This window comes from Pedobacter sp. GQ55 (genome assembly GCF_059758925.1).
Window position 1 is genome coordinate 24,764 of the sequence record NZ_JCAXEI010000001.1, and the last position, 21,489, is coordinate 46,252.

Annotated in this window: 16 protein-coding genes; 8 read left to right on the forward strand and 8 right to left on the reverse strand. The window is 38.2% G+C overall.

What is annotated here, in order from left to right; all coding sequences use genetic code 11:
• Positions 1 to 84 precede the first annotated feature (84 nt).
• The 6 genes from dapB (at position 85) to AC6CH7_RS00130 (ending at position 9,946) form a co-directional block, all read left to right on the forward strand.
• Positions 85 to 828 (forward strand): 4-hydroxy-tetrahydrodipicolinate reductase, encoded by a 744-nt coding sequence (gene dapB / locus AC6CH7_RS00105; RefSeq protein ID WP_498260732.1) that lies wholly within the window; start codon positions 85 to 87, stop codon positions 826 to 828.
• 6 nt (positions 829 to 834) lie between these two features.
• Positions 835 to 2,034 carry a signal peptidase I gene (gene lepB, locus AC6CH7_RS00110; RefSeq protein WP_498260733.1) on the forward strand — a complete coding sequence of 400 codons (1,200 nt, stop codon included), beginning with the start codon at positions 835 to 837 and terminating at the stop codon, positions 2,032 to 2,034.
• A 222-nt stretch (positions 2,035 to 2,256) separates the two neighbouring features.
• On the forward strand, positions 2,257 to 3,447 hold the full coding sequence (locus AC6CH7_RS00115) for an ROK family protein (RefSeq protein WP_498260734.1): 1,191 nt from the start codon (positions 2,257 to 2,259) through the stop codon (positions 3,445 to 3,447).
• Positions 3,448 to 3,518: 71 nt separating this feature from the next.
• Positions 3,519 to 6,785, forward strand: a complete 3,267-nt coding sequence (locus AC6CH7_RS00120; protein WP_498260735.1) for a SusC/RagA family TonB-linked outer membrane protein — start codon at positions 3,519 to 3,521, stop codon at positions 6,783 to 6,785.
• Between the two features lie 30 nt (positions 6,786 to 6,815).
• Positions 6,816 to 8,390 carry a SusD/RagB family nutrient-binding outer membrane lipoprotein gene (locus AC6CH7_RS00125; protein WP_498260736.1) on the forward strand — a complete coding sequence of 525 codons (1,575 nt, stop codon included), beginning with the start codon at positions 6,816 to 6,818 and terminating at the stop codon, positions 8,388 to 8,390.
• Positions 8,391 to 8,515: 125 nt separating this feature from the next.
• Positions 8,516 to 9,946 carry an alpha-L-fucosidase gene (locus AC6CH7_RS00130; protein ID WP_498260737.1) on the forward strand — a complete coding sequence of 477 codons (1,431 nt, stop codon included), beginning with the start codon at positions 8,516 to 8,518 and terminating at the stop codon, positions 9,944 to 9,946.
• Here AC6CH7_RS00130 and AC6CH7_RS00135 read toward each other — a convergent pair.
• The 7 genes from AC6CH7_RS00135 to rpmB all read right to left on the reverse strand — a co-directional run bounded on the left by AC6CH7_RS00135 (position 9,941) and on the right by rpmB (position 15,846).
• Positions 9,941 to 11,023, reverse strand: a complete 1,083-nt coding sequence (locus AC6CH7_RS00135) for an Ldh family oxidoreductase (protein ID WP_498260738.1) — start codon at positions 11,021 to 11,023, stop codon at positions 9,941 to 9,943. The two genes, AC6CH7_RS00130 and AC6CH7_RS00135, sit on opposite strands and share 6 nt — an antisense overlap.
• Positions 11,024 to 11,031: 8 nt before the next feature.
• Positions 11,032 to 12,618, reverse strand: coding sequence for a bacillithiol biosynthesis cysteine-adding enzyme BshC (gene bshC, locus AC6CH7_RS00140; RefSeq protein ID WP_498260739.1), 1,587 nt, complete (start codon positions 12,616 to 12,618; stop codon positions 11,032 to 11,034).
• Positions 12,619 to 12,664: 46 nt separating this feature from the next.
• Positions 12,665 to 13,999: a 30S ribosomal protein S12 methylthiotransferase RimO gene (rimO, locus tag AC6CH7_RS00145; protein ID WP_498260740.1), complete on the reverse strand. Its 1,335-nt coding sequence runs from the start codon at positions 13,997 to 13,999 to the stop codon at positions 12,665 to 12,667.
• 155 nt (positions 14,000 to 14,154) lie between these two features.
• Positions 14,155 to 15,117 carry a signal recognition particle-docking protein FtsY gene (gene ftsY, locus AC6CH7_RS00150; RefSeq protein WP_498260741.1) on the reverse strand — a complete coding sequence of 321 codons (963 nt, stop codon included), beginning with the start codon at positions 15,115 to 15,117 and terminating at the stop codon, positions 14,155 to 14,157.
• 72 nt (positions 15,118 to 15,189) lie between these two features.
• Positions 15,190 to 15,351, reverse strand: a complete 162-nt coding sequence (locus tag AC6CH7_RS00155; protein WP_069378912.1) for a DUF4295 domain-containing protein — start codon at positions 15,349 to 15,351, stop codon at positions 15,190 to 15,192.
• 38 nt (positions 15,352 to 15,389) lie between these two features.
• On the reverse strand, positions 15,390 to 15,572 hold the full coding sequence (gene rpmG / locus AC6CH7_RS00160; protein ID WP_048903767.1) for a 50S ribosomal protein L33: 183 nt from the start codon (positions 15,570 to 15,572) through the stop codon (positions 15,390 to 15,392).
• Between the two features lie 40 nt (positions 15,573 to 15,612).
• Positions 15,613 to 15,846 carry a 50S ribosomal protein L28 gene (gene rpmB, locus AC6CH7_RS00165; protein ID WP_039866682.1) on the reverse strand — a complete coding sequence of 78 codons (234 nt, stop codon included), beginning with the start codon at positions 15,844 to 15,846 and terminating at the stop codon, positions 15,613 to 15,615.
• Positions 15,847 to 16,212: 366 nt separating this feature from the next.
• On the opposite strand from rpmB, the gene acs reads away from it, so the two are divergent.
• Positions 16,213 to 18,105, forward strand: a complete 1,893-nt coding sequence (gene acs / locus AC6CH7_RS00170) for an acetate--CoA ligase (RefSeq protein WP_498260742.1) — start codon at positions 16,213 to 16,215, stop codon at positions 18,103 to 18,105.
• A gap of 67 nt (positions 18,106 to 18,172) precedes the next feature.
• Complete coding sequence (locus AC6CH7_RS00175) at positions 18,173 to 18,358, forward strand: CsbD family protein (protein ID WP_048903769.1); 186 nt, start codon at positions 18,173 to 18,175, stop codon at positions 18,356 to 18,358.
• A 60-nt stretch (positions 18,359 to 18,418) separates the two neighbouring features.
• Here AC6CH7_RS00175 and AC6CH7_RS00180 read toward each other — a convergent pair whose 3' ends face one another.
• A complete protein-coding gene (locus AC6CH7_RS00180; RefSeq protein WP_498260743.1) occupies positions 18,419 to 21,352 on the reverse strand; it encodes a M16 family metallopeptidase in 2,934 nt (977 codons plus the stop codon).
• Positions 21,353 to 21,489: the final 137 nt, after the last annotated feature.

The following is a 21,489-nucleotide window of genomic DNA, read 5'->3' on the forward strand; positions in this document are numbered from 1 at the left end:
GGGCTTTTAATACCTTTAGCAAAAAATTAGATGAGGCGGCCTTAGGTTTAAGTCTGGTTCGTAACAAATAAAAGAATATAACCAATGAAAATAGCATTACTAGGCTATGGTAAAATGGGTCAGATTATTGAACGTTTTGCTTTAGAAAGAGGACATGAGGTCGTTTTAAAAATCAGCATTGATAACCTTGATGACTTAACGGTTGCTAATCTGCGAAAGGCCGATGTAGCTATCGATTTTAGTGCTCCTGATGCCGCAATAAATAATATTTATACTTGTTTTGATGCAAATGTACCTGTTGTGGTAGGTACCACTGGATGGTATGGCCAATTGCAGGAAGTAAAAAATGAGTGCCTTACACGTAACAATGCACTCCTTTATGGGTCAAACTTTAGCATTGGGGTTAATATCTTCTTTCACATGAATAAGGTATTGGCGAAGTTAATGAACGACTTCCCTGCTTATGAGGTTCAGGTAGAGGAAATACATCATACGCAGAAACTAGATTCACCAAGTGGTACAGCTATGACTATTGCCGAAGGCATTATAGAGAATGTTGATAGAAAACGTGAATGGGTAAATGAACTTGTAGGTACACAGTTCGATGATGTATTAAAGAAAGAACAACTGCTGATCGAATCGCATAGAATAGAGAATATACCAGGTACACATACAGTGGTGTATAGCTCTGAGGTGGATGAGATAGAATTTAAACACACTGCTCATAATCGTTCTGGCTTTGCATTAGGTGCAATAGTAGCTGCGGAATGGCTTGAAAAGAAGCAGGGCTTTTATAATATAGCTGATATATTTAATTTTAAATTATAAAGAAATATGAATTGGAAATTCTGGCAAAAGGAGAATAAGGACACTAAGCCAAAAAAGAAAAAATCCAGAAGCCGAGAATGGGTTGATGCTATTTTGTTTGCAGTAATTGCTGCTACGATAATCAGGGTATTTTTTATAGAAGCATATACTATCCCTACAGGCTCTATGGAAAGATCATTACTAATAGGTGATTTCTTATTCGTTAGTAAGGTTAATTATGGTCCTCGTGTGCCAATGACGCCTGTTGCGTTCCCTTTTGCTCATCATACAATGCCTTTAACCGGTACTAAAGCTTATTGGGACGGCGTGCAATGGAAGTACCGTAGATTGCCAGGCTTGTCTGAGATCAAAAGAAATGACGTAGTGGTATTTAACTATCCTCAGGGTGATACCGTAGCCCTGGAGATTCAGGATGTTGATTACTATAAAATGGTGAGATCAGAAGGCTGGGATGCAATTAATAAACACTACACTGTTGTAAGCAGGCCTGTTGATAAGAGAGAGAATTATATTAAAAGGTGCATCGGTATTGCCGGTGATATAATTAGTATGAAAAATGGTCTTGTTTCTGTAAATGGTAAACCAGAGAAACTGAAGAGCACTGGCCAGATGAGCTATGCAGTTACATTTAAAACAGCCGATATTAATTTCTCTGTTTTTGAGGATCTTGGATTTAACATATCAGAAGATATTAATCAGTCATCTCCCAATACTTATAGTTTTACAGGCACAGAGCCAATGATGGATAAGGTTAGTAAACTGGATTTTGTGCAATCTGTGAAAGAGGTGACCCAGCCAGAGGGTTATCAGGAGAAAGATGTTTTTCCTTTTGATTCAAAAAGAGATTGGAATGCTGATAATTTTGGTCCCATTCTTATTCCTAAAAAGGGAATGACCGTTCAACTGGATAGCGCATCAATGCCTCTTTATGAGAGAAGTATCAGGATTTATGAGGGTAACAAGTTAGAGAAAGCTGGCAATGGCTGGTTGATTAATGGTAAACCTGCAACCAGTTATACTTTTAAAATGGACTACTACTGGATGATGGGAGATAACCGACACAACTCATTAGATTCTCGTTACTGGGGATTTGTGCCTGAAGATCATATTGTAGGAAAAGCATTATTTATTTGGATGAGCTATAATACAAATGGATCATTCTTTAATAAAATAAGATGGAATAGGCTACTAAGAGGGATAAATTAAGGGCTAACATATAAAAATAGTAAAGCGGGATGTAGTGTGACTACATCCCGCTTTTTTTATTAAAATAATTATTCAATTTCCTTTTCTTTTTATTTAGTATTTGAAATCACGCCGTTCTTTTGTTAATTATTTATATAATACAAGGTAAGTTGAAAAATAATTTAAAAAGTATTATGTTTTTCAATGTAATATTTTTAAGTTTGATTTACTAATGACAAAGGGATGACGGCTACTATTAAGAAATACCATCAATTACGGAAGGATGTTATTAAGCATTTATATTATAATAAAATGCTTACGCTGACCGAATTGAGTAAGCTAACCCATAAAAGCTTGCCGTTGGTAACTAGTACCGTTAATGATTTAGTTGGTGAAGGTTATGTGTTAGAGCATGGACTTGCACCCTCTACTGGAGGAAGAAGAGCGCTTACTTTTCTTTTAAACAAACAAAAACAAAGATATATAGTAGCAGTAGCAGTCGACCAGTTGGTTACTGAGGTAGTAATCTATGACCTGTTAAATGAAATTAAAACGAAATCTGAAATAAAGAGGCTTGTACTTACAGAGGATCCTTCTTTGATCAAGACGCTTGCTGAATTCCTAAAGGATTATATTTCTCGTTCTGAAATACCTCTTGACCAAATATTAGGGGTAGGTATAGGGATGCCCGGATTTGTAAATAGTGAGTTGGGTGTAAGTCATACCTTCTTCAAAATTAAGGGAGACCTGAACTTAAAAAAATATTTAACCAAAGAACTGGGTGTGATGGTTTCTGTTGGGAATGATTCCAGTCTGATTGCCCTTGCAGAATTAAAATTTGGTGCTGGGAAAGGACTAAAAGAGATCCTGGTGGTGAATGTGGGATGGGGTATAGGTTTGGGTATGATTATTAATGGAAGCCTTTTTAGAGGACATAGTGGCTATGCAGGTGAATTTAGCCATATCCCTTTATCCCAAAGTAATAAATTATGTTCTTGCGGTAAAAGAGGATGCCTTGAAGTAGATACCTCACTACTGGTGCAGGTTGAAAGAGCAAAATCAGAATTACGAGCCGGTGTCAGTTCCAGTTTAGAACACTTATTTAAGGATGAAAGTAAGTTGCCTGGCGATCATTTTTTGGCGGCAGCAAAAGCCGGGGACCCATTAGCGGTATCAATACTTTCCGATGCGGCATTTTTAATTGGTAAGGGAATGTCTACCCTGATCCATATTCTAAATCCAAAACTTATTGTTTTGAGTGGGAGAGGCGCAATAGCCGGTAAAATTTTAATGGCCCCGATACAACAAGCGATAAATGAATTTTGCATCCCAAGACTTGCTGAGCAAACTGATATTCAAGTGTCTGATGTGGCTTTGAATTCGGGACTTTTAGGAGCAGCAACCCTGGTGATTGAGAATTGCAATTTCAATTAATATATAAGAAACATCCTGACAACTAATCAAATAACAACAATTAACTAAATTCTAAACTTAAAGACAAAAACATGAAAAAAATGTACTTAATGTGTTTAAGCATGCTATTGTTAAGCTTCTTAACAATGTCTGTTTACGCACAAAAAAATGTTACCGGAACTGTTCGGGATGCGACAGGAACAGCTATTCCGGCAGTCAGCGTTCTGGTAAAAGGCACTAAAAGCGGTGTAAGCACCGATGCTACAGGTAAGTATGCAATATCAGCAGCGGAAGGAAGCGTTCTGGTTTTTAGTTACATAGGCTATAAACCGAAAGAAGCTGTTGTGAGTTCTGCCGCTGTGATCAACATTGTTCTTGAGGAACAGGACAACAATTTGAACGAAGTGGTAGTGACTTCTCTAGGTATAAAAAGAGAATCGAAATCCCTGGGTTATGCAGTTAGTACAGTAACAGCAAAAGAAATTACACAGTCAGGTAATACCAATTTTGGCTCCGCTTTATATGGTAAGGCTGCGGGCGTTAAAGTGACAACTGCCCCTGGAGGTGCCAGTAGCGCGGTAAACATTCAAATCAGAGGTATCAACTCTTTAGGATTCAACCGTCAGCCACTTTATGTTGTAGATGGCGTTGTAATCCGTAACGATCAACAAAATGGCTCTGGTGGTGCTAATAATAATGGTGGATTAGGTAATCCAGGTGGTCAGGGTATTTGGAACAACGACCGTATTTCCGGTAATGGTATGCTGGATATTAACCCTGCAGATATTGAGACGTTCACGATTTTAAAAGGAGCGAGTGCAAGTGCATTATATGGTTCTGATGCGGCAAGTGGTGTAATCGTAATTACTACCAAGAAAGGCTCTAAAGACCGCGGTTTAGGTATTGATTTTAATTATACCGGGTCAATCGAGAGAGCGGCTTTTCTGCCTAAAATGCAGAATATATACGGACCGGGTTATGATCCGGAAACCAATCAATCTAGCACAGGAAATGTGGAAGGATGGCAAGCAGATGCAAATGCTCCGGGCGGTAAACGTCCTTGGTGGAGTGCTTGGGCACAATTTGGACCTAAATATGATGGTAGAGATGTAAAATGGTGGGATGGTGTTGTAAGACCATATTCAGCTCAGGACAATAACTATGCAGAGATTTTTGATCATGGTTACAACTCCAATGCAAACTTAAGTATATCCAACCAAACTGATAAATTGAACTATCGTTTTTCGGCGACACGCATGGATTATAAAGGTATTACTCCAGGAAACAAACAACAACGCAATACATTCAACATCAATAGCAGCGTGAAAATTGCAGAAAATTTAACTGCTGATATCGTTGTTAACTACATGAATACAAAAACTCATAACCGTTCGGGATTGATGGGTAATGTGTTAGCTTCTTATAGTGGTTTCATTAACCGTGCTGAAGATATGGATATGTTAAAATCTACCTACCATAACTCCCTAGGTTATAAGTATTCTACGCTGGGTTCAAACAGGCCGGAAGCATTTATTTATAATACCAACGCTGGAGGTTTGATGGACTTTTTCTGGAGCCAATATAAAAATAGCTATGATGAAACAGAAAACAGATTGCTTTCTAGTGCTACATTAACCTATACAATCATTCCTAAACTTAAATTAAGAGGTAGAATTGGTAATGACTTTACTTCACTAGGGATTGAAGATAGGCGCTATAACGAGTATCCTATCGCTTATAACTCAGGTGGTAGCAGCACTGGTTCTTATAGTGTTTCAAAAGGAAATTATGCCATTACATACGGTGATGCATTGTTAACTTATAACGATAAGATATCTAAAGATCTTGATTTCTCCTTAACGGGAGGTTTCCAGTCAAGAGCTGAAAAGTATAATGACCAGTATGCAGGTACACAACAAGGTTTAATCAGCGAAAACTGGTTCTCTTTGGCAAATTCTGTAGGTGTTCTTGACAATTCAATAGGTAGTAAAACTAAAAGACAGGAATTATTGAAATATGCATACATCGGTATTGCTAATATTTCATATAAAAACTACTTGTTCCTTGAAGCAACTGGACGTTCTGAGTATTCATCGTCGTTACCTCCTCAAAATAACAACTACAAGTATGTTTCCCTGAACTCGGGTTTTGTATTTAGCGATGCGTTCAAAATGCCAAATGCAATTAGTTTTGGTAAACTAAGGGCTTCATACGGAATTGTTGGCAACGACGCGCCAATTTATCAATCAAATATAGCGTACACACAAACGCCACTTCAAACAGTAAATGGATCTGTTCCATCTTTAACCTTACCAGGTGCTTATGGTAACTCTCTTTTGAAGCCTGAACGTAAATATGAGACTGAATTTGGTGCCGAAATGAGGTTTGTTAACAATCGTGTAGGGTTTGATGTAAGTTATTATACCAACTACATCGATGATCAGATCCTGAGCTTAAGTACTGCGCCAAGTACTGGTGCGAACAGCCAACTGGTTAACGTTGGTAGAATTTCCAATAAAGGACTTGAGGTTTCAGTAAGCGGTACACCAATCCAGACGCCTGATTTTAGTTGGAAAACAAGATTGAATTTCTCTAAAAATACTTCCAAACTGGATTATCTGAATGGAAATGTACCTGAATTAATTTTCTTCGAAGCTGACCAGAGTTCAGTTAGGATTAGTGCCAAGCCAGGTGAATCTTTAGGTAATATCTATGTTTATCCACGTAGTACAGATGCTAACGGAAACTTCCTGATTAATGACGCTGGTTATTACATTATGGATAAGAACGCGGAGCACTTTCAAAAAGTGGGAAATATCTTACCTAAGGCAGTTGGTGGTTTATCAAACACATTCACTTACAAAAACTTTAGCTTAGATTTTACAGTGGATTATCGTTTTGGCGGCCAGTTAGTTTCCCCTCCATTGAAGTATGGAACAAGCGCAGGTTTGTACGAAAGTACATTGCCTTATCGTGATTCAGGCATAACCCTTCAAGGAGTTAATGTAAATACTGGCCAGCCTAACACAGTTAAGTTGGATGGTGCTTCTTATTATATCAATACTTTCTATTGGGGTAATGATGCCTGGAACGAAAAAGGAATGGTATACGATAACAGCTTTATCAAAATGCGTGAGGCGGTAATAGGTTATACTGTAGATAATAAGTTTTCAAAAAAGATTGGTATGAACAACCTTCGTGTCTCATTAATCGGAAGAAACCTGTTCTACTTCTGGAAAACTATCGAAAATCTTGATCCGGAGGCTCCAGTCGGTAACCAATGGTATTCTCAGGGTGTAGACTTTGGTTCAACAGCTGCAACAAGAAGCTTTGGTATCTCTCTAAACGCTAATTTCTAACAGCAGAAATGCATAATAAATAAAAAAGAAATGAAAAACTTAACCATAAAATCATTCGTCGTTCTTTCCCTGTTTGCTTTGATATTCAGCGGATGTAAGAAGACGTTAGAAGAAAAATATCTGAATCCAGAGTCTTCAACAACAGCAAGTTTACCTGCTTTCCTAACTGATATGATCAATAACGACAGAGTAAGACCTTCCTATTGGAACCTGCGTACATTTCTGCTGTTAAATTCATCCGTATATACGCAAACTTCTTTCTATTCTCCTGCACCTAGCATGTACCAACAGCAAGATGGATACACTAACGATTATTGGAAGGATTTTTATTCTCCGGGTGTATTGGGGATTTACAGGGCAATGGAAGTAACATATAATGCTCTTCCTGAAGCTGAAAAAGAATCTAAGAAAATCTACATGGAAGCTGCTAAAGTTCTATTATATGATCAGGCTGCACAGATGGTAGATAACTTCGGTGATATTCCTTTTTCAGAAGCTGGTAGTTTGCCTACCACAAACACCATCTCACTTCCGAAGTTTGATGATCAGACAGCATTGTATGCCTCTTTTATTGAAGGCCTAGCTAGTTCAGCTACATACTTCTCTACAGTGTCAGCCACTCCAGATTTTAGTAAAGCAGATATCTTGAACAGCGGTAGTGTCGATAAATGGAGAAGATATGCGAATTCATTAAGACTTCGTTTGTTAATGCGGATTTCTAGTAAAAATGAAGCTGTGGCCAGGCCCGCTGTATTGGAAATGTTAAATAATCCGACAACTTATCCGTTGGTTGATGGTAACAACAACAAAGATTATTCACCACTTACCAGTGATATCTTGCTAAGACCTTTAACTACCTTCACCTCTTCACTTGTAGATGCATTTAGGGAGGGTCCAAGCTATTATGCTCCTGATTATATGTTGAATACAGTAATGAACCCGTCTAACGATCCAAGGATTCCAGTGCTTTTTGATAAATTCGGCCGTACTACAGACAATGTATTTGTTCCTAATACTACTTATAAAGCAATGCCCGTTACCTTTAATGAGTCGCAGGTATCCGCTAATTATCAGGACTATTCTATCCTTGATTCAGCCACAATTTGGATGAACTCTGCATTACCCGGTTTGGTGGTGACTTCATCTGAGGTTAATTTCTTGAAAGCTGAAGCCCAGGAACGCTGGGGATCCACTGCCGTTGCTAAAACAGCATATGAAACAGCAGTTGGTCAGTCTGTATCTTTTTACTATTATTTGAACAGCATCAGTTCGGGTAAAAAAGAAGAAAAACCTACAAACGTGGTGATTGATAACTTCATCACTACATCTACTATTGCTTATACAGGATCAGCCACAAATAAGCTGAAAATGATTGGTACGCAGAAATGGTTGCATTACGGAACATTGCAAGCTCAACATGCATGGGCAGAAATGAGACGTACCGGTATTCCGGCACTTACATTTGTCCCAGCGACATTAGCTAATTACACTTTGCCACCGAACAGATTATTATACCCTTCAATAGAAAAATCTAATAACTCTGCCAACTATTCAGCTGTACAAAGTAAGGATACCCGAGCGACCAAAGTATTCTGGCAACCATAGTACTTGTTTTGATGGTTCGTGAATTTGAATAAAATTGTCCTGGCTGCACTTGCAGGCAGGACAATTTTTTTAGCGGACCATTTGCCTATAAATAATTAATACCTTGTAATCATAAATATATGCTGATGAAAAGAAAGAGATTCCTAATTGTAGCCTTATTAGTGGCTTTTTTTAATACTGTAAATGCCCAGGATAACGGTGTTCACCAACAATCTACAATTTACGAATGGCCCAAAGATCCTCTTGTAAGTCAAAAACTAGACAAATGGCAAGATCAAAAATTCGGAATGATTATTCACTGGGGGCTATATGCCGTTCCTGGTATTATTGAATCATGGTCTATATGTTCTGAAGATTGGATCTCAAGAGATAGTACAAGCAATTACGAAGATTATAAAAAATGGTACTGGGGCTTAAGTAAAGAATTTAACCCCGTTAAATTTAATCCGGACCAATGGGCAAAGGCAGGTAAAGATGCGGGTATGCGTTACCTGGTATTTACAACCAAACATCATGACGGTTTCAATATGTTTGATACTAAAGAATCAGATTTTAAGATCTCTGCCGGACCATTTAAAGATAATCCTAAAGCAGATGTGGCAAAATACGTATTCGATGCTTTTCGCAAACAGGGCTTCATGATTGGTGCTTACTTTTCAAAACCCGATTGGCATTCTGAATATTATTGGTGGCCAAAATATGCAACCGCAGATAGAAACAATAACTACGATATCAGGAAAAATCCATGGAGATGGAGCATGTTTAAAAAACAAACATTTAACCAGATTAGCGAGTTAATGCATAACTATGGTTCAGTTGATATTCTTTGGTTAGATGGTGGATGGGTTAGACCATTAGAAACTGTAAATGAAGAAGTACTTGCATGGGGAATGAAAATTCCCGAATGGAGTCAAGACATTGATATGCCTGCAATTGCGGATATGGCACGTAAAGCGCAGCCAGGATTACTAATGGTGGATAGAACCGTTCACGGGCCTTACGAAAACTATCAAACACCTGAACAAAGCGTGCCAAAAAAACAATTGGCAAATCCATGGGAAAGTTGCATGACCTTAGGTGGTGCATGGGGCTTTGTTCCTAACGACCAATATAAATCTGCCACCCAGGTGATCCATACTTTAATTGAGGTAGTGGCAAAAGGGGGTAGTCTATTACTGGGAGTTGGTCCAAAAGCAGACGGAACCATTCCTCAGGATGCAATAACCAGACTTGAAGATATAGGTAAATGGCTAAATGTAAATGGAAAAGCTATTTATAATACAAGAATCACTAAGGAATATCACGATGGTGATACCTGGTTTACGCAGAGTAAAGACGGCAAAACCAAATATGCATTAACCTGCCTTAAAGATAAAACTCCGGAATATGTAGTTTGGAATGGAAACATACCAGCCAAAGGAACGGCAGTTCAACTAATTCAAACCGCTCAGAAGCTAAAATGGGAAAATAAGGGGACTACTGTAAAGGTATGGTTGCCAAAAAATATCCAGAAAGATCTACCGGCATTAGCATTTTCTTTTAAAGGGGCTTTATAGCCCCTCTATTTCCAATTTTTTAGCGACTTCATTCAAATCATTAACAACCACGTCAATTAACGGAATGCCATTAATTCTGCGCTCTTGCTCATAAGCAAATTCCGGTTCACCCGGAATAATTACCTTTTTATCCGGATCAACAGTTTTAGCGCTTTTAAAGCGCTCAATCCAATTGTCAAGATGATCTTTAAAATCCTGTGCCGACCTAAAACCATCAACTCTCATCGCACCAAGAAAATGTCCTATACCTTCTCCAACAGGGTCGGTAGGCGGCTCTAAAAAAGCAACAAATGGTGGTACCCAAGGGCCATAATTTGCACCAGACAATACTGCCGATAAAATATCTACAGTAGCACTTAAACCATAACCTTTATGGCTTCCATGATCTTTGTCGCTACCAAGAGGCAGCAAAGAACCACCTTCTTTTAATTGATGCGGATTTGTTGAAGTATTACCCGAAGCGTCCTGTACCCATCCTTCAGGAATAGGCTGATTCGCTCTTTGCGCAATCTCCAGTTTTCCATTTGCCGCTGCGGCAGTGGCCATATCAACTATAACAGGAGGGTATTTACCTGCCGGAAAAGCATAACACATAGGGTTAGTGCCTAGTAAACGCTCATTGGCATAAGTAGGTGCAACAAGCGGGCTTGCATTAGTCATGCTAATTCCAATCATTTCCTGTTCAACTGCCATTAACGAATGATAGCCCGCAATACCAAAATGATTTGAATTTTTAACAGCAACCCATCCACTGCCATAAATACGTGCTTTTTCAATGGCTACCTTCATTGCAAAAGGGGCAACCACCAGGCCCAAACCGCCGTCGCCATCAACTGTGGCGGTTGTAGCCGTTTCATGAACAATTTTTATTACCGGATTCGCATTTATCCGCTGCTTTTCCCATAAGCGAACATAGCCGCTTAAACGTGCTACACCATGCGAATCAATACCTCTTAAATCAGATTTTAATAATACATCTGCCGCCAGCTGAGCATCCGTTAATGGGCATCCCATTTTTAGAAATACATTCTCTGTAAACTGGCGTAATTTGGTTTCTGTAAAAGTATAAAAGGTCATCGGATTTTTTAAGCAAAAAGAACTGTAAACTGATGGTCTAAGGGGTTGAAGTGGGTGATCAATGAATCAATAAAATCATCACCATAAAGTACAATCATTGGTGCAATATTAAGTACCCTTTCCTGTAGCACACCCGAAGGGAATAGTTTTTCTTTAAGATTATCTATTTGAGAGAATGAAGTAACATGCTTTCGCTTTTCGGCTCGTAACATCTTTTTCTCCAGCGTAGAGATTAGTTTTAAAGCCTTTGTTTTTGCGGCATCTGCAGATTGAGAAAGGCTTTTGTCTATTTTATAAGCATTAAGCTTTATTTGATCAAAAACAGCTCTTATCGATCGTTCTTCATTATCAAGATCGAACTGAAGATTGACGTGAGATTTAACCCACTCGTTCTTTAGCGCTTCTGGTTCATTAAATAAATTCCTGTGGCTAATCCCCAATACTTCCATTCTGGCTTCGCTTCTTTTATCAATAAGCATAGCCGAATTACGTAGTATCAACACAGGGAAATCTATTTTATAATGATCAAAATTTGCTTTTAACTGCAACCAGTAAGTAACTTCCGCACCACCACCAATATAGGCTATATTAGGGAGAATGACCTCCTGGTATACAGGTCGCATAACCACATTAGGGCTAAATCTTTCAGGGTACGTATTTATTTCTTTTTGCAGCTCTTCTTTAGTGAAATCAATCGAAGAGTTCATCACTTTGTAATGGCCTTTTTCTTCAATAATACGTTCCCTTAAGCCATCAATCATATAAAAGAAATTGATCTCTCGCGGGTTAACCTGGGCCTTGTAACCAAGGGTTTCCAACTTAGCATTGGTTTTGCTGATATGCTTAAAGCTGTTTTCTTCGGTAATGTCTTTATATATAATTTCGGCAAACTGACTTTTAAGATTGTGGTCATCTGCATCTACGCAAACCAAACCATATTTGCCAAAAAGGGCATCTACCAGTTCGCGGGTAGCATCACTTAACTTTTTATTTTTAGCATAAGCATGATCAACTGTTTTAGAAAACTTAATGCCATTTTCGCTTATCCCAAGGTATCCTTTATAAGCAGCAAGTGCTTCAGCAATATCGGAGGTATCCAGTCTTCCTGTTGCACCGGCAGCTTCTTTATTCCAGGTAATCATTTTGTCCTCTACCTTAACATGATTGATCTCTTCAAAATCATGATCTTCTGTGGCCATCCAATAAACGGGAACAAAATTGTACTCAGGAAATTGTTGTTTCAAATCAGCCGCAAGGTTTATTGCCGTTACTATTTTGTAGATAAAATATAGAGGTCCGGTAAATATATTTAACTGGTGGCCCGTGGTAATAGTAAAGGTTTTCTTGTCGGCTAACAGCTCAATGTTGGCCTTTACAAGCGGCGAGGGATGAATTGATGAATATTGTTTTTGTAAAGTGCTAACCAGAATCGCGCTGTCGGCACTAAAATTTCGTTCAGCAATAGCCTTTGCAAAACCAGTAAAATCCGGTTCATACTTGTAAAAAGGGCTCAGCTTCTCATTTTTTCCGATGTAGTCTAGTACGGTGGAAGAGAACGCGTTAGTTTCCTGATAAGAGATGTATTTAGCTTGCATTGCCACGAATTTAAGCTAATAAATTATAAATCTAAATATGAAGCCTTTATTTTACAATCTGTCCATATAGATCGAAATCTTCAGCACGATCAATCTTAACATTTACAAAGGTTCCATTGGCTGCATAGCCTGTTGTAGCGTCAATTAAAACTTCGTTGTCAACCTCAGGAGAGTCAAATTCAGTACGGCCAATAAAGAAATCACCTTCTTTTCTGTCAACCAAAACTTTATAGGATTTACCTACTTTATCCTGGTTTATATCAAAAGAAATACCTTGTTGTAATTCCATAATCGCATCAACACGTGCTTGTTTTACTTCTTCAGGAACATCGTCAACTAAATTATGTGCATGGGTTTTTTCTTCATGAGAATAAGTGAAGCATCCTAACCTGTCGAAACGGGTTTCCTCTACCCAGCTAAGCATTTCTTCAAAATCTTGCTCAGTTTCTCCAGGGTATCCACAAATTAAAGTAGTACGCATAGCGATGTTCGGTACTTTATCTCTAATCTGATTCACAATGTCGATGGTTTTTTGCTTGGTAATGCCACGACGCATAGATTTCAGCATGTTGTCTGTAATGTGTTGCAGAGGCATGTCTAAATACTTACAAATATTTTCACGCTCATTCATGGCGTCAAGAATTTCCATAGGGAAGCCAGATGGGTAGGCGTATTGCAATCTGATCCACTCAATGCCTTTTACGTCTGATAATCTGCGTAGTAATTCATCAAGGTTGCGTTTTCCATAAATGTCAAGGCCATAATAAGTAAGGTCTTGTGCAATTAGAATAAGTTCCTTGGTCCCGTTGGCCGCTAATATTTTAGCTTCATTCACCAGCTCCTCCATATCACGAGATACGTGTTTACCGCGCATCAGCGGAATGGCACAGAAAGAACAAGGTCTGTTGCAACCTTCTGCAATCTTAAAATAAGCGTAATGAGAAGGAGTGGTTAACAGGCGTTCGCCTATTAGTTCATGCTTGTAATTTGCACCTAAAGAGTGCAGTAAGTTATTTAAATCATTGGTGCCAAAGTAAGCATCAACGTTAGTGATTTCAGCTTCTAATTCAGGTTTGTAACGTTCAGATAAGCATCCGGTTACAATTACTTTACCAACTTTTCCTTCATCTTTTAGCTGGCTGTATTGTAATATGGTATCTATAGATTCTTGCTTTGCATTATCTATGAATCCACAGGTATTGATTACTACAATATCATTTTTGCCAATCTGATTAGATTCATGAACAACATCTAAACTGTTTCCGCGCAATTGACCCATTAAAACCTCAGAATCGTAAGTGTTTTTGGAGCAGCCCAGTGTGATTACGTTGATCTTTGGTTTTTTAACAGGGGTTATTTTTGTGGAAGTTTTTGTATTCATGTTTTGTAAGTCAGTATATTTTTTTATTTATTTTATGCATCACGTCATCCTGAATTTATTTCAGGATCCCAAACATGCATGACGGCTTTTCTCCTCCGAGATCCCGAAATAAATTCAGGATGACGAGTGTATTATATATTATAGTATGGTTGCCGCTATTTAAACAAGCTGTCAACAAATGCCTTTTTATCAAATAATTGCAGATCGTTGACGCTTTCGCCAACGCCTATATATTTTACGGGTATTTTAAACTGATCTGAGATTCCGATAACAACGCCACCTTTAGCAGTACCATCAAGTTTAGTAATAGCTAAGGCATTTACATCAGTTGCTTCAGTGAACTGCTTGCACTGTTCAAAAGCATTTTGTCCTGTAGATCCGTCAAGTACCAATAATATTTCGTGCGGTGCACCAGGGACTACCTTTTGCATCACATTTTTAATTTTACCAAGCTCATTCATTAAGCCAACCTTGTTGTGCAAACGTCCGGCTGTATCAATAATTACAACATCTTCGCCATTGGCAACGGCCGACTGCAGCGTGTCGAAGGCTACAGAAGCGGGATCAGACCCCATTGCTTGTGCGACCACACGAACGCCAACACGCTCACCCCAAAGTTTAATCTGCTCAACTGCGGCGGCTCTAAAAGTATCGGCAGCGCCTAAAACAACTTTTAGATTTTCTGCTTTAAGTTTATGTGCCAGTTTTCCTATTGTTGTGGTTTTGCCCACACCGTTTACACCAACTACCATAATAACGTATGGCTTGTGGTTACCGTATTCGAAACTTCTGAAATCGTTGCTGTTATTTTCTGCAAGTAACAGTTGGATTTCATCGCGCAGCAGATTGTTTAGTTCAGAAGTAGATAAGTATTTGTCCTTTGCTACACGTTTCTGTATACGATCGATAATCTTTAATGTGGTGGTTACACCAACATCCGAGGTTACCAGAACTTCTTCGAGGTTATCCAGTACATCATCATCCACTGTAGATTTACCTGCTACAGCTTTAGTGATCTTACTTAAAAAACCCTCTTTAGTTTTCTCTAATCCCTTGTCGAGAGCTTCCTGCGCTTCAGGCGCGGTCTCTTTTTTCTTAAAAAAATCAAATAAACCCATAAGAATGTATAGAAAAACAAAAAAAGCCCTCCCAGAATAAAGGGACGGCTTTAATATTATAAAATATTAAAATTATTTTTTAGATGCAGAAATAGCATCTTGAACGTGATCGTTGTGAACAATAACTTCTTTGAAAGAATAAGCACCAGATTTTGGCGACTTAGTCATTGTAATAACTTTCGAATATTCCTTTCCTTTACCCGTTTTCAGGGTTGCAACTACCTTTTTTGCCATGATCTAAATAGATTGTATTTAGTTAAATACTAAATGTATTACTTAATTTCTTTGTGTACAGTTACTTTTCTCAACACTGGATTGAATTTTTTCAACTCTAATCTCTCAGTAGTGTTTTTACGGTTTTTAGTAGTGATATATCTAGAAGCACCAGGCATGCCGCTTGCTCTATGTTCTGTACACTCTAGAATAACTTGTACTCTGTTACCTTTTTTTGCCATTTTATTAATATTAAGGTTGATTTCACATCAACCAATGTTTCTACAAATATCCTTTTTTCATGAAGCGGTTAATCGCTTCTGTAATACCAATTTTATTGATGGTTTTGATAGCTGAAGTAGATACTTTCAGTGTTATCCAACGATCCTCATCAGGAATATAAAATTTCTGAAGTTGTAAGTTGGGATAAAACTTACGCTTGGTTTTAACGTTTGAGTGAGAAACATTAAAACCTGTCATTGCCATTTTTCCGGTTAAATCACAAACTCTAGACATGCCTTTAAATATATTGTTAATTGTTCTTCGCTTAATTTTTTTAAGAGTGTGCAAATATCAGTAAAATATTTGTAATCATCAAGTAAGAGTCAAAAATAATTTCAATTATTATTTAGCACCAGCAACTGGTATTAAAGTAAAGACCTCGTTGGATGCTCGGAGTAGTCAAGTCCTCACCTAGTTCACACATTCTTCACAAAAAGGGAGCTGATTGTGGAATTGATTTGAAGGAGGTGTAAACTATGTATGAAAAAACACTAATCTTGCGAAGAACTCTCCTATACTGTAAATATAGATCAATAAAATTGTTTTTATAGAGCGCAATTTTATCTAAGTTTGGGTTTTAGTTGTTGAAATAAGCCAAATATGCAAATTAATTCATTTGAAGAATATCAAAAAACTTATCAGTTAAGCGTAGATCAACCTGAGCAATTCTGGGCAGGTATAGCCGATAATTTTCTTTGGAAAAAAAAATGGGATAAAGTACTTTCCTGGAACTTTTCAGAGCCTAGCATCAAATGGTTTGAAGGTGCCAAACTGAACATTACCGAAAATTGTCTTGATCGCCATCTGGCTGAAAATGGCGATAAACCCGCCATTATCTGGGAGCCAAATGATCCGCAAAAAGACAGCATTACTTTAAGCTATAAAATATTACATGAACAGGTTTGCCGCTTTGCCAATGTTCTGAAAAAGAACGGTGTGCAAAAAGGCGACAGGGTTTGTATTTATATGCCAATGGTTCCGGAACTGGCGGTGGCGGTACTTGCATGTGCACGTATTGGCGCTGTGCATTCTGTTGTATTTGGTGGTTTTTCTGCTAAATCTATAGCCGATCGTATTAATGATGCCCAATGCAGGGTCGTAATTACCGCTGATGGTGCATTTAGAGGTAATAAGCAAATTCAATTAAAAGAAGTAATTGACGATGCACTGATCGGTTGCCCGACTGTTGCAAAAGTGATTGTTTTAACCCATACCAGAACTCCTGTTTCTATGTTAAAAGGACGTGATATCTGGTGGGAAGATGAGATAAAATTAGTTGATACCAATTGTCCGGCAGAAGAAATGGATGCCGAAGATTTGCTGTTTATACTATATACATCCGGCTCTACAGGGAAACCAAAAGGTGTAGTACATACCGTTGGTGGATACATGGTTTATGCCGGATACACGTTTTCTAATGTATTCAACTATCAGCCTGATGAAGTGTTCTTTTGTACAGCAGATATAGGCTGGATAACAGGGCACTCTTATATTGTTTACGGGCCCCTTTCGCAGGGCGCAACAACGGTAATATTTGAAGGTATTCCAACTTATCCAGATGCATCAAGAATGTGGCAGGTGGTTGAAAAACGTAAAGTAAATATTTTATATACCGCCCCAACAGCAATACGCTCTTTAATGAGTTTTGGTCTGCAGCCTATTGAAGGGGTTGACTTAAGCTCGTTAAGGGTTTTAGGGTCGGTAGGAGAGCCTATAAATGAGGAGGCCTGGCATTGGTTTGACGAGAATATAGGCAAAAGCAATTGCCCTATTGTTGATACCTGGTGGCAAACTGAAACTGGTGGCATCATGATTTCGCCAATCGCCTTTGTAACGCCAACTAAACCTAGTTTTGCAACACTTCCTTTACCTGGTATACAGCCGGTGTTGGTGGATGAGCAAGGCAACGAGATTGAAGGTAACGGTGTGAGCGGTAATTTATGTATTAAATTCCCTTGGCCTGGTATGCTGCGTACAACTTACGGAGATCATGAACGTTGTAAACTGACTTATTTCTCTACTTACGAGAACATGTACTTTACAGGCGATGGTTGTTTAAGAGACGAAGATGGTTATTATAGAATTACCGGTAGGGTAGATGATGTAATTAATGTATCTGGTCACAGAATTGGTACTGCCGAAGTTGAAAACGCAATAAATATGCACGCAGGTGTGGTAGAAAGTGCGGTAGTAGGTTTCCCTCATGAGGTAAAAGGCCAAGGTATTTATGCTTTTGTAATTTTTCCTAATGCACATGGTGATGAAGACCTTACCCGTAAGGATATTCTTCAAACGGTTACCCGTGTTATCGGGGCTATTGCCAAGCCTGATAAAATACTCTTCGTTTCGGGATTACCTAAAACAAGATCTGGCAAAATTATGCGCCGTATTTTAAGGAAAATTGCAGAGGGTGATACTGCCAATTTAGGAGACATTACTACACTTCTGGATCCTGCTGTGGTTGATGAAATTATCGAAAAAGCAAAAAAGTAACAAACAATTGTTCCTTAAGCTTGTTCATGTAGTATCTATTTATTGTTAAACAAAATAAGAAACTATCATGGATAAGTTAGAATTAAAAGGAAAATGGAATGAAATTAAGGGTAAAGTGAAACAAGCATATGCTGACTTAACCGAGGATGATTTGAAGCATGAAGAAGGGAAAGATGATGAGTTGTTGGGCAAATTGCAACAAAAAACAGGTAAAACCAGAGATGAACTGGTAACCTGGATAAAATCATTATAAAAAACATAAATAAAACGCCTGATCATGATCAGGCGTTTTATTTATAAGGATATTTTGGTTTTAGTACCCAAATATCTGTTCTAATGTTAGCTTGGTTACCGTTCCGAACTTCTGCATATCTTCTAATTTCACTTTTTTCTCTGAAGCAACAATGCAATAATTGTAAGGTTTATTGGCAACATTGTTGGTATGGAATTCTTTGATGTCAGCAAATGTTAAAGGCTTTAAACCATTGTACTCATCAATTCTCGAATCATGGTCAACCCCAAGTTTCTGATCTGCAAAGTAACTCTGTATAATATCATCTTTAGTCACACGACTGGTTTCCAATGCATTTAATGCATTGTATTTTGAGGCTTCGAAAGACTTATCTGCTTGTGGCAAAACATTCAGCAATTCATTCATCCCTGCTACAGCGTCGTTCATTTTATCAGCCTGACTACCTACATAAGCTATCATAGCGTAATTCTTGTCCTTTCTATCGGGCGAGGAATAAACGGCAAACGTTGAATAAGCCAAAGCTTTAGATTCACGTATAGTTTGGAAAACTATAGATCCCATACCGCCACCAAAATAGCTATTAAATAAGTTTACTTTGGCTGTAAGCTCCGGGTTAAAAACACCTCCATTTCTTATCCAGCGAATTTCTGACTGAACCATGTCGTAATCTGCAAAATAGACCTGATTGGTCGCATTGTTGGTATAGGTGAATTTTTTGGCTGGTGGTTCAGGGCTAAACGCTGCAGGTAATTTATGAAGTTTACCTATGCTTTCTGTAAATGCTTCCAGCGTTTGTGGTCCATAATAGGTAATGGTGTGTTTAAAGTTGTCGATATTATGTAGGATGCTGATCAACTGGTCTGAAGTAATGTTTTTTACTTCTTCGTTGCTTGAGGTAGAATTAAAAGGATTGCTAGCACCATATTGAGCATAGTTCATTAAACCACCTAGTATTGCACTCTTATTAAGTTTGTTGTTCTCTCTTGCTTTAAGGATGCGGCTTTTAAGTTCTACCAATGCCTGCTCATTAGGTTTGCAGTTGGCTAAAATATGCTCAACCAGAGTTACAGCTTTCTCGAAGTTTTCTTGCAATCCACTGATATTTATAGTGGTAACTTCGTTGCCCACATTGATGCTGTAGGTGCAGGCAATATTGTAAAATTCTTTACTGATCTGTTCGGCAGAGTATTTATCAGTCGCTAAAAAAGTTAAGTATTGCGAAGCATATGGTTGCAGCAGATTGTTTAATGCACCCATTTCAAAACGGTAAGATAAGCGGAAAATGCTGTTTTCTTTATTCTGAACTGTTATTACATCGGCGATGCCCACTTTGCCATAGTTTAAGTCTTTTTTGTAATCCAGGAACTTAGGTGCTATAGGATTTGTTGGGGCTGCAAGCAGATCTTTGGTGAAAACAGATGTTTCTGCAGCATTTGTGTTTACGGGAGTGATAGCAGGTTTTTCGACCTTTGCAATGTTTTTGTCTTCGCCTTTGTGTTTAAATGCAATAACATAATTATTAATGAAAAACTGTTTTGCAAATGCAGTAACCTGGCTTTTGGTAATCTTGGCCATCTCATCAGGATTGCTTAAAGATTTGTCCCATTTGGTTCCACGGTTTAAAATAAACTCATTAGTGGCGGCGTCAACACGGTAAGCGTTATTGTCGAAGGCTTGCAGTAATCCTAGTTTGCTATTGGCTACGGTTGCTTTGATAAGGCTTTCATCAAAATCTCCTTTTTTTAAGATCTCAATTTGATCAAGTAATAGCTTTTGAACTTCTTCTAATGTTTGGCCTTGTTTAGGCTGGGCTGACATATTGAAAACACCATAATCCTTCATCTGCTGATAGCCGGCGCTTGAGCGTAAAACCTTTTGTTGCTTGTTTAAATTGATGTCGAACAAACCTGCTTTTCCGTTAGCTAAAATGCTTGATATCAAATCTAATAACATGCTCTGTTTGGTGTTCTCGGCATATCCTCTATAAGATATTTCTACACTCTCTGCGCTGGGGCCATATATGTCGACCTTTTGAATTTTAATCAATGGTTTTTCAGGAGCCGGGTTGTAAAGTGTAACAGGTTTTGATTGCATAAAGGCAAATGACTTGTCAACTTTTTTAATCATTTCATCCGGGTTAAAATCTCCAGCCAATACTATTGCCATATTGTTAGGCACATAGTATTTGTTGTAATATTTTCTGATTTCGACAAGAGATGGGTTTTTAAGATGCTCTATTGTACCAATTGTTGTTTGCTGACCATAGTTGTGGGTAGGGAATAATAATGCCGACATTTTCTCATCCATTTTCCAGGCATCATTATCAAGTCCACGGTTTTTCTCTTCATAAACAGCCTCCAGTTCAGTGTGGAAGATGCGGAAAACAGGATTGCGGAATCTTTCTGCCTGCAGGGCTAAAAACTTATCAGTGGCATTGGCCGGAAAATCTTCATTGTATACAGTTTCTTCATACCATGTATGGGCGTTGCTAGACTGCCCGCCAATTGCTTTAATCATTTTATCGTATTCATTGGCAATAGAATAATTAGATGCCAGACCAGATGTTTTATCTATCTGTGCGTAAATCTCTTTTCGTTTAGCAGGATCAGTGGTTTTGTTGTACTGCTCATATAATCCATCTATTTTGTCTAACAAAGGTTTCTCCTTTGCATAGTCCATTGTGCCGAATTTGTCGGTACCTTTAAATAGCAAGTGCTCCAGGTAATGTGCTAAACCGGTTGCTGTACGCGGATCGGTATTACTTCCAGCTCTAACCGCCATTCTGAACTCAATGGTAGGCTCTTTTAAATTTTGTGATAGAATAACTGTTAGCCCATTTTTTAGTGTGTAAAACCGCGACTTGGTTGGGTCGTTTGTTACGTATTTGTAAGTGTATCCATCAGTGGTGGTTGTTTTCCATTGATAGCCAGATTGAGCCATAACCCCAAACCCTATTAAAAGGAAAAAGGATAGCGTTAATAGTTTGTTCTTCATATATTTTATTTTTTTATGTATTGTAAGGTTGTTTTGGGTTCTTATTAAAATAAATGTAAATCCCATATGGCCTCACAGCTTTTAAGTTATACATCAAATATATGTGGATTGTATATTAAGTCCTGAACTTTAGATCG

Excerpts from the sequence above, each read along its gene's own strand:
- dapB (WP_498260732.1), top strand. The coding sequence starts at position 85 with ATGAAAATAGCATTACTAGGCTATGGTAAAATGGGTCAGATTATTGAA.
- lepB (WP_498260733.1), top strand. The coding sequence starts at position 835 with ATGAATTGGAAATTCTGGCAAAAGGAGAATAAGGACACTAAGCCAAAA.
- AC6CH7_RS00115 (WP_498260734.1), top strand. The coding sequence starts at position 2,257 with ATGACGGCTACTATTAAGAAATACCATCAATTACGGAAGGATGTTATT.
- AC6CH7_RS00120 (WP_498260735.1), top strand. The coding sequence starts at position 3,519 with ATGAAAAAAATGTACTTAATGTGTTTAAGCATGCTATTGTTAAGCTTC.
- AC6CH7_RS00125 (WP_498260736.1), top strand. The coding sequence starts at position 6,816 with ATGAAAAACTTAACCATAAAATCATTCGTCGTTCTTTCCCTGTTTGCT.
- AC6CH7_RS00130 (WP_498260737.1), top strand. The coding sequence starts at position 8,516 with ATGAAAAGAAAGAGATTCCTAATTGTAGCCTTATTAGTGGCTTTTTTT.
- AC6CH7_RS00135 (WP_498260738.1), bottom strand. The coding sequence starts at position 11,023 with ATGACCTTTTATACTTTTACAGAAACCAAATTACGCCAGTTTACAGAG.
- bshC (WP_498260739.1), bottom strand. The coding sequence starts at position 12,618 with ATGCAAGCTAAATACATCTCTTATCAGGAAACTAACGCGTTCTCTTCC.
- rimO (WP_498260740.1), bottom strand. The coding sequence starts at position 13,999 with ATGAATACAAAAACTTCCACAAAAATAACCCCTGTTAAAAAACCAAAG.
- ftsY (WP_498260741.1), bottom strand. The coding sequence starts at position 15,117 with ATGGGTTTATTTGATTTTTTTAAGAAAAAAGAGACCGCGCCTGAAGCG.
- AC6CH7_RS00155 (WP_069378912.1), bottom strand. The coding sequence starts at position 15,351 with ATGGCAAAAAAGGTAGTTGCAACCCTGAAAACGGGTAAAGGAAAGGAA.
- rpmG (WP_048903767.1), bottom strand. The coding sequence starts at position 15,572 with ATGGCAAAAAAAGGTAACAGAGTACAAGTTATTCTAGAGTGTACAGAA.
- rpmB (WP_039866682.1), bottom strand. The coding sequence starts at position 15,846 with ATGTCTAGAGTTTGTGATTTAACCGGAAAAATGGCAATGACAGGTTTT.
- acs (WP_498260742.1), top strand. The coding sequence starts at position 16,213 with ATGCAAATTAATTCATTTGAAGAATATCAAAAAACTTATCAGTTAAGC.
- AC6CH7_RS00175 (WP_048903769.1), top strand. The coding sequence starts at position 18,173 with ATGGATAAGTTAGAATTAAAAGGAAAATGGAATGAAATTAAGGGTAAA.
- AC6CH7_RS00180 (WP_498260743.1), bottom strand. The coding sequence starts at position 21,352 with ATGAAGAACAAACTATTAACGCTATCCTTTTTCCTTTTAATAGGGTTT.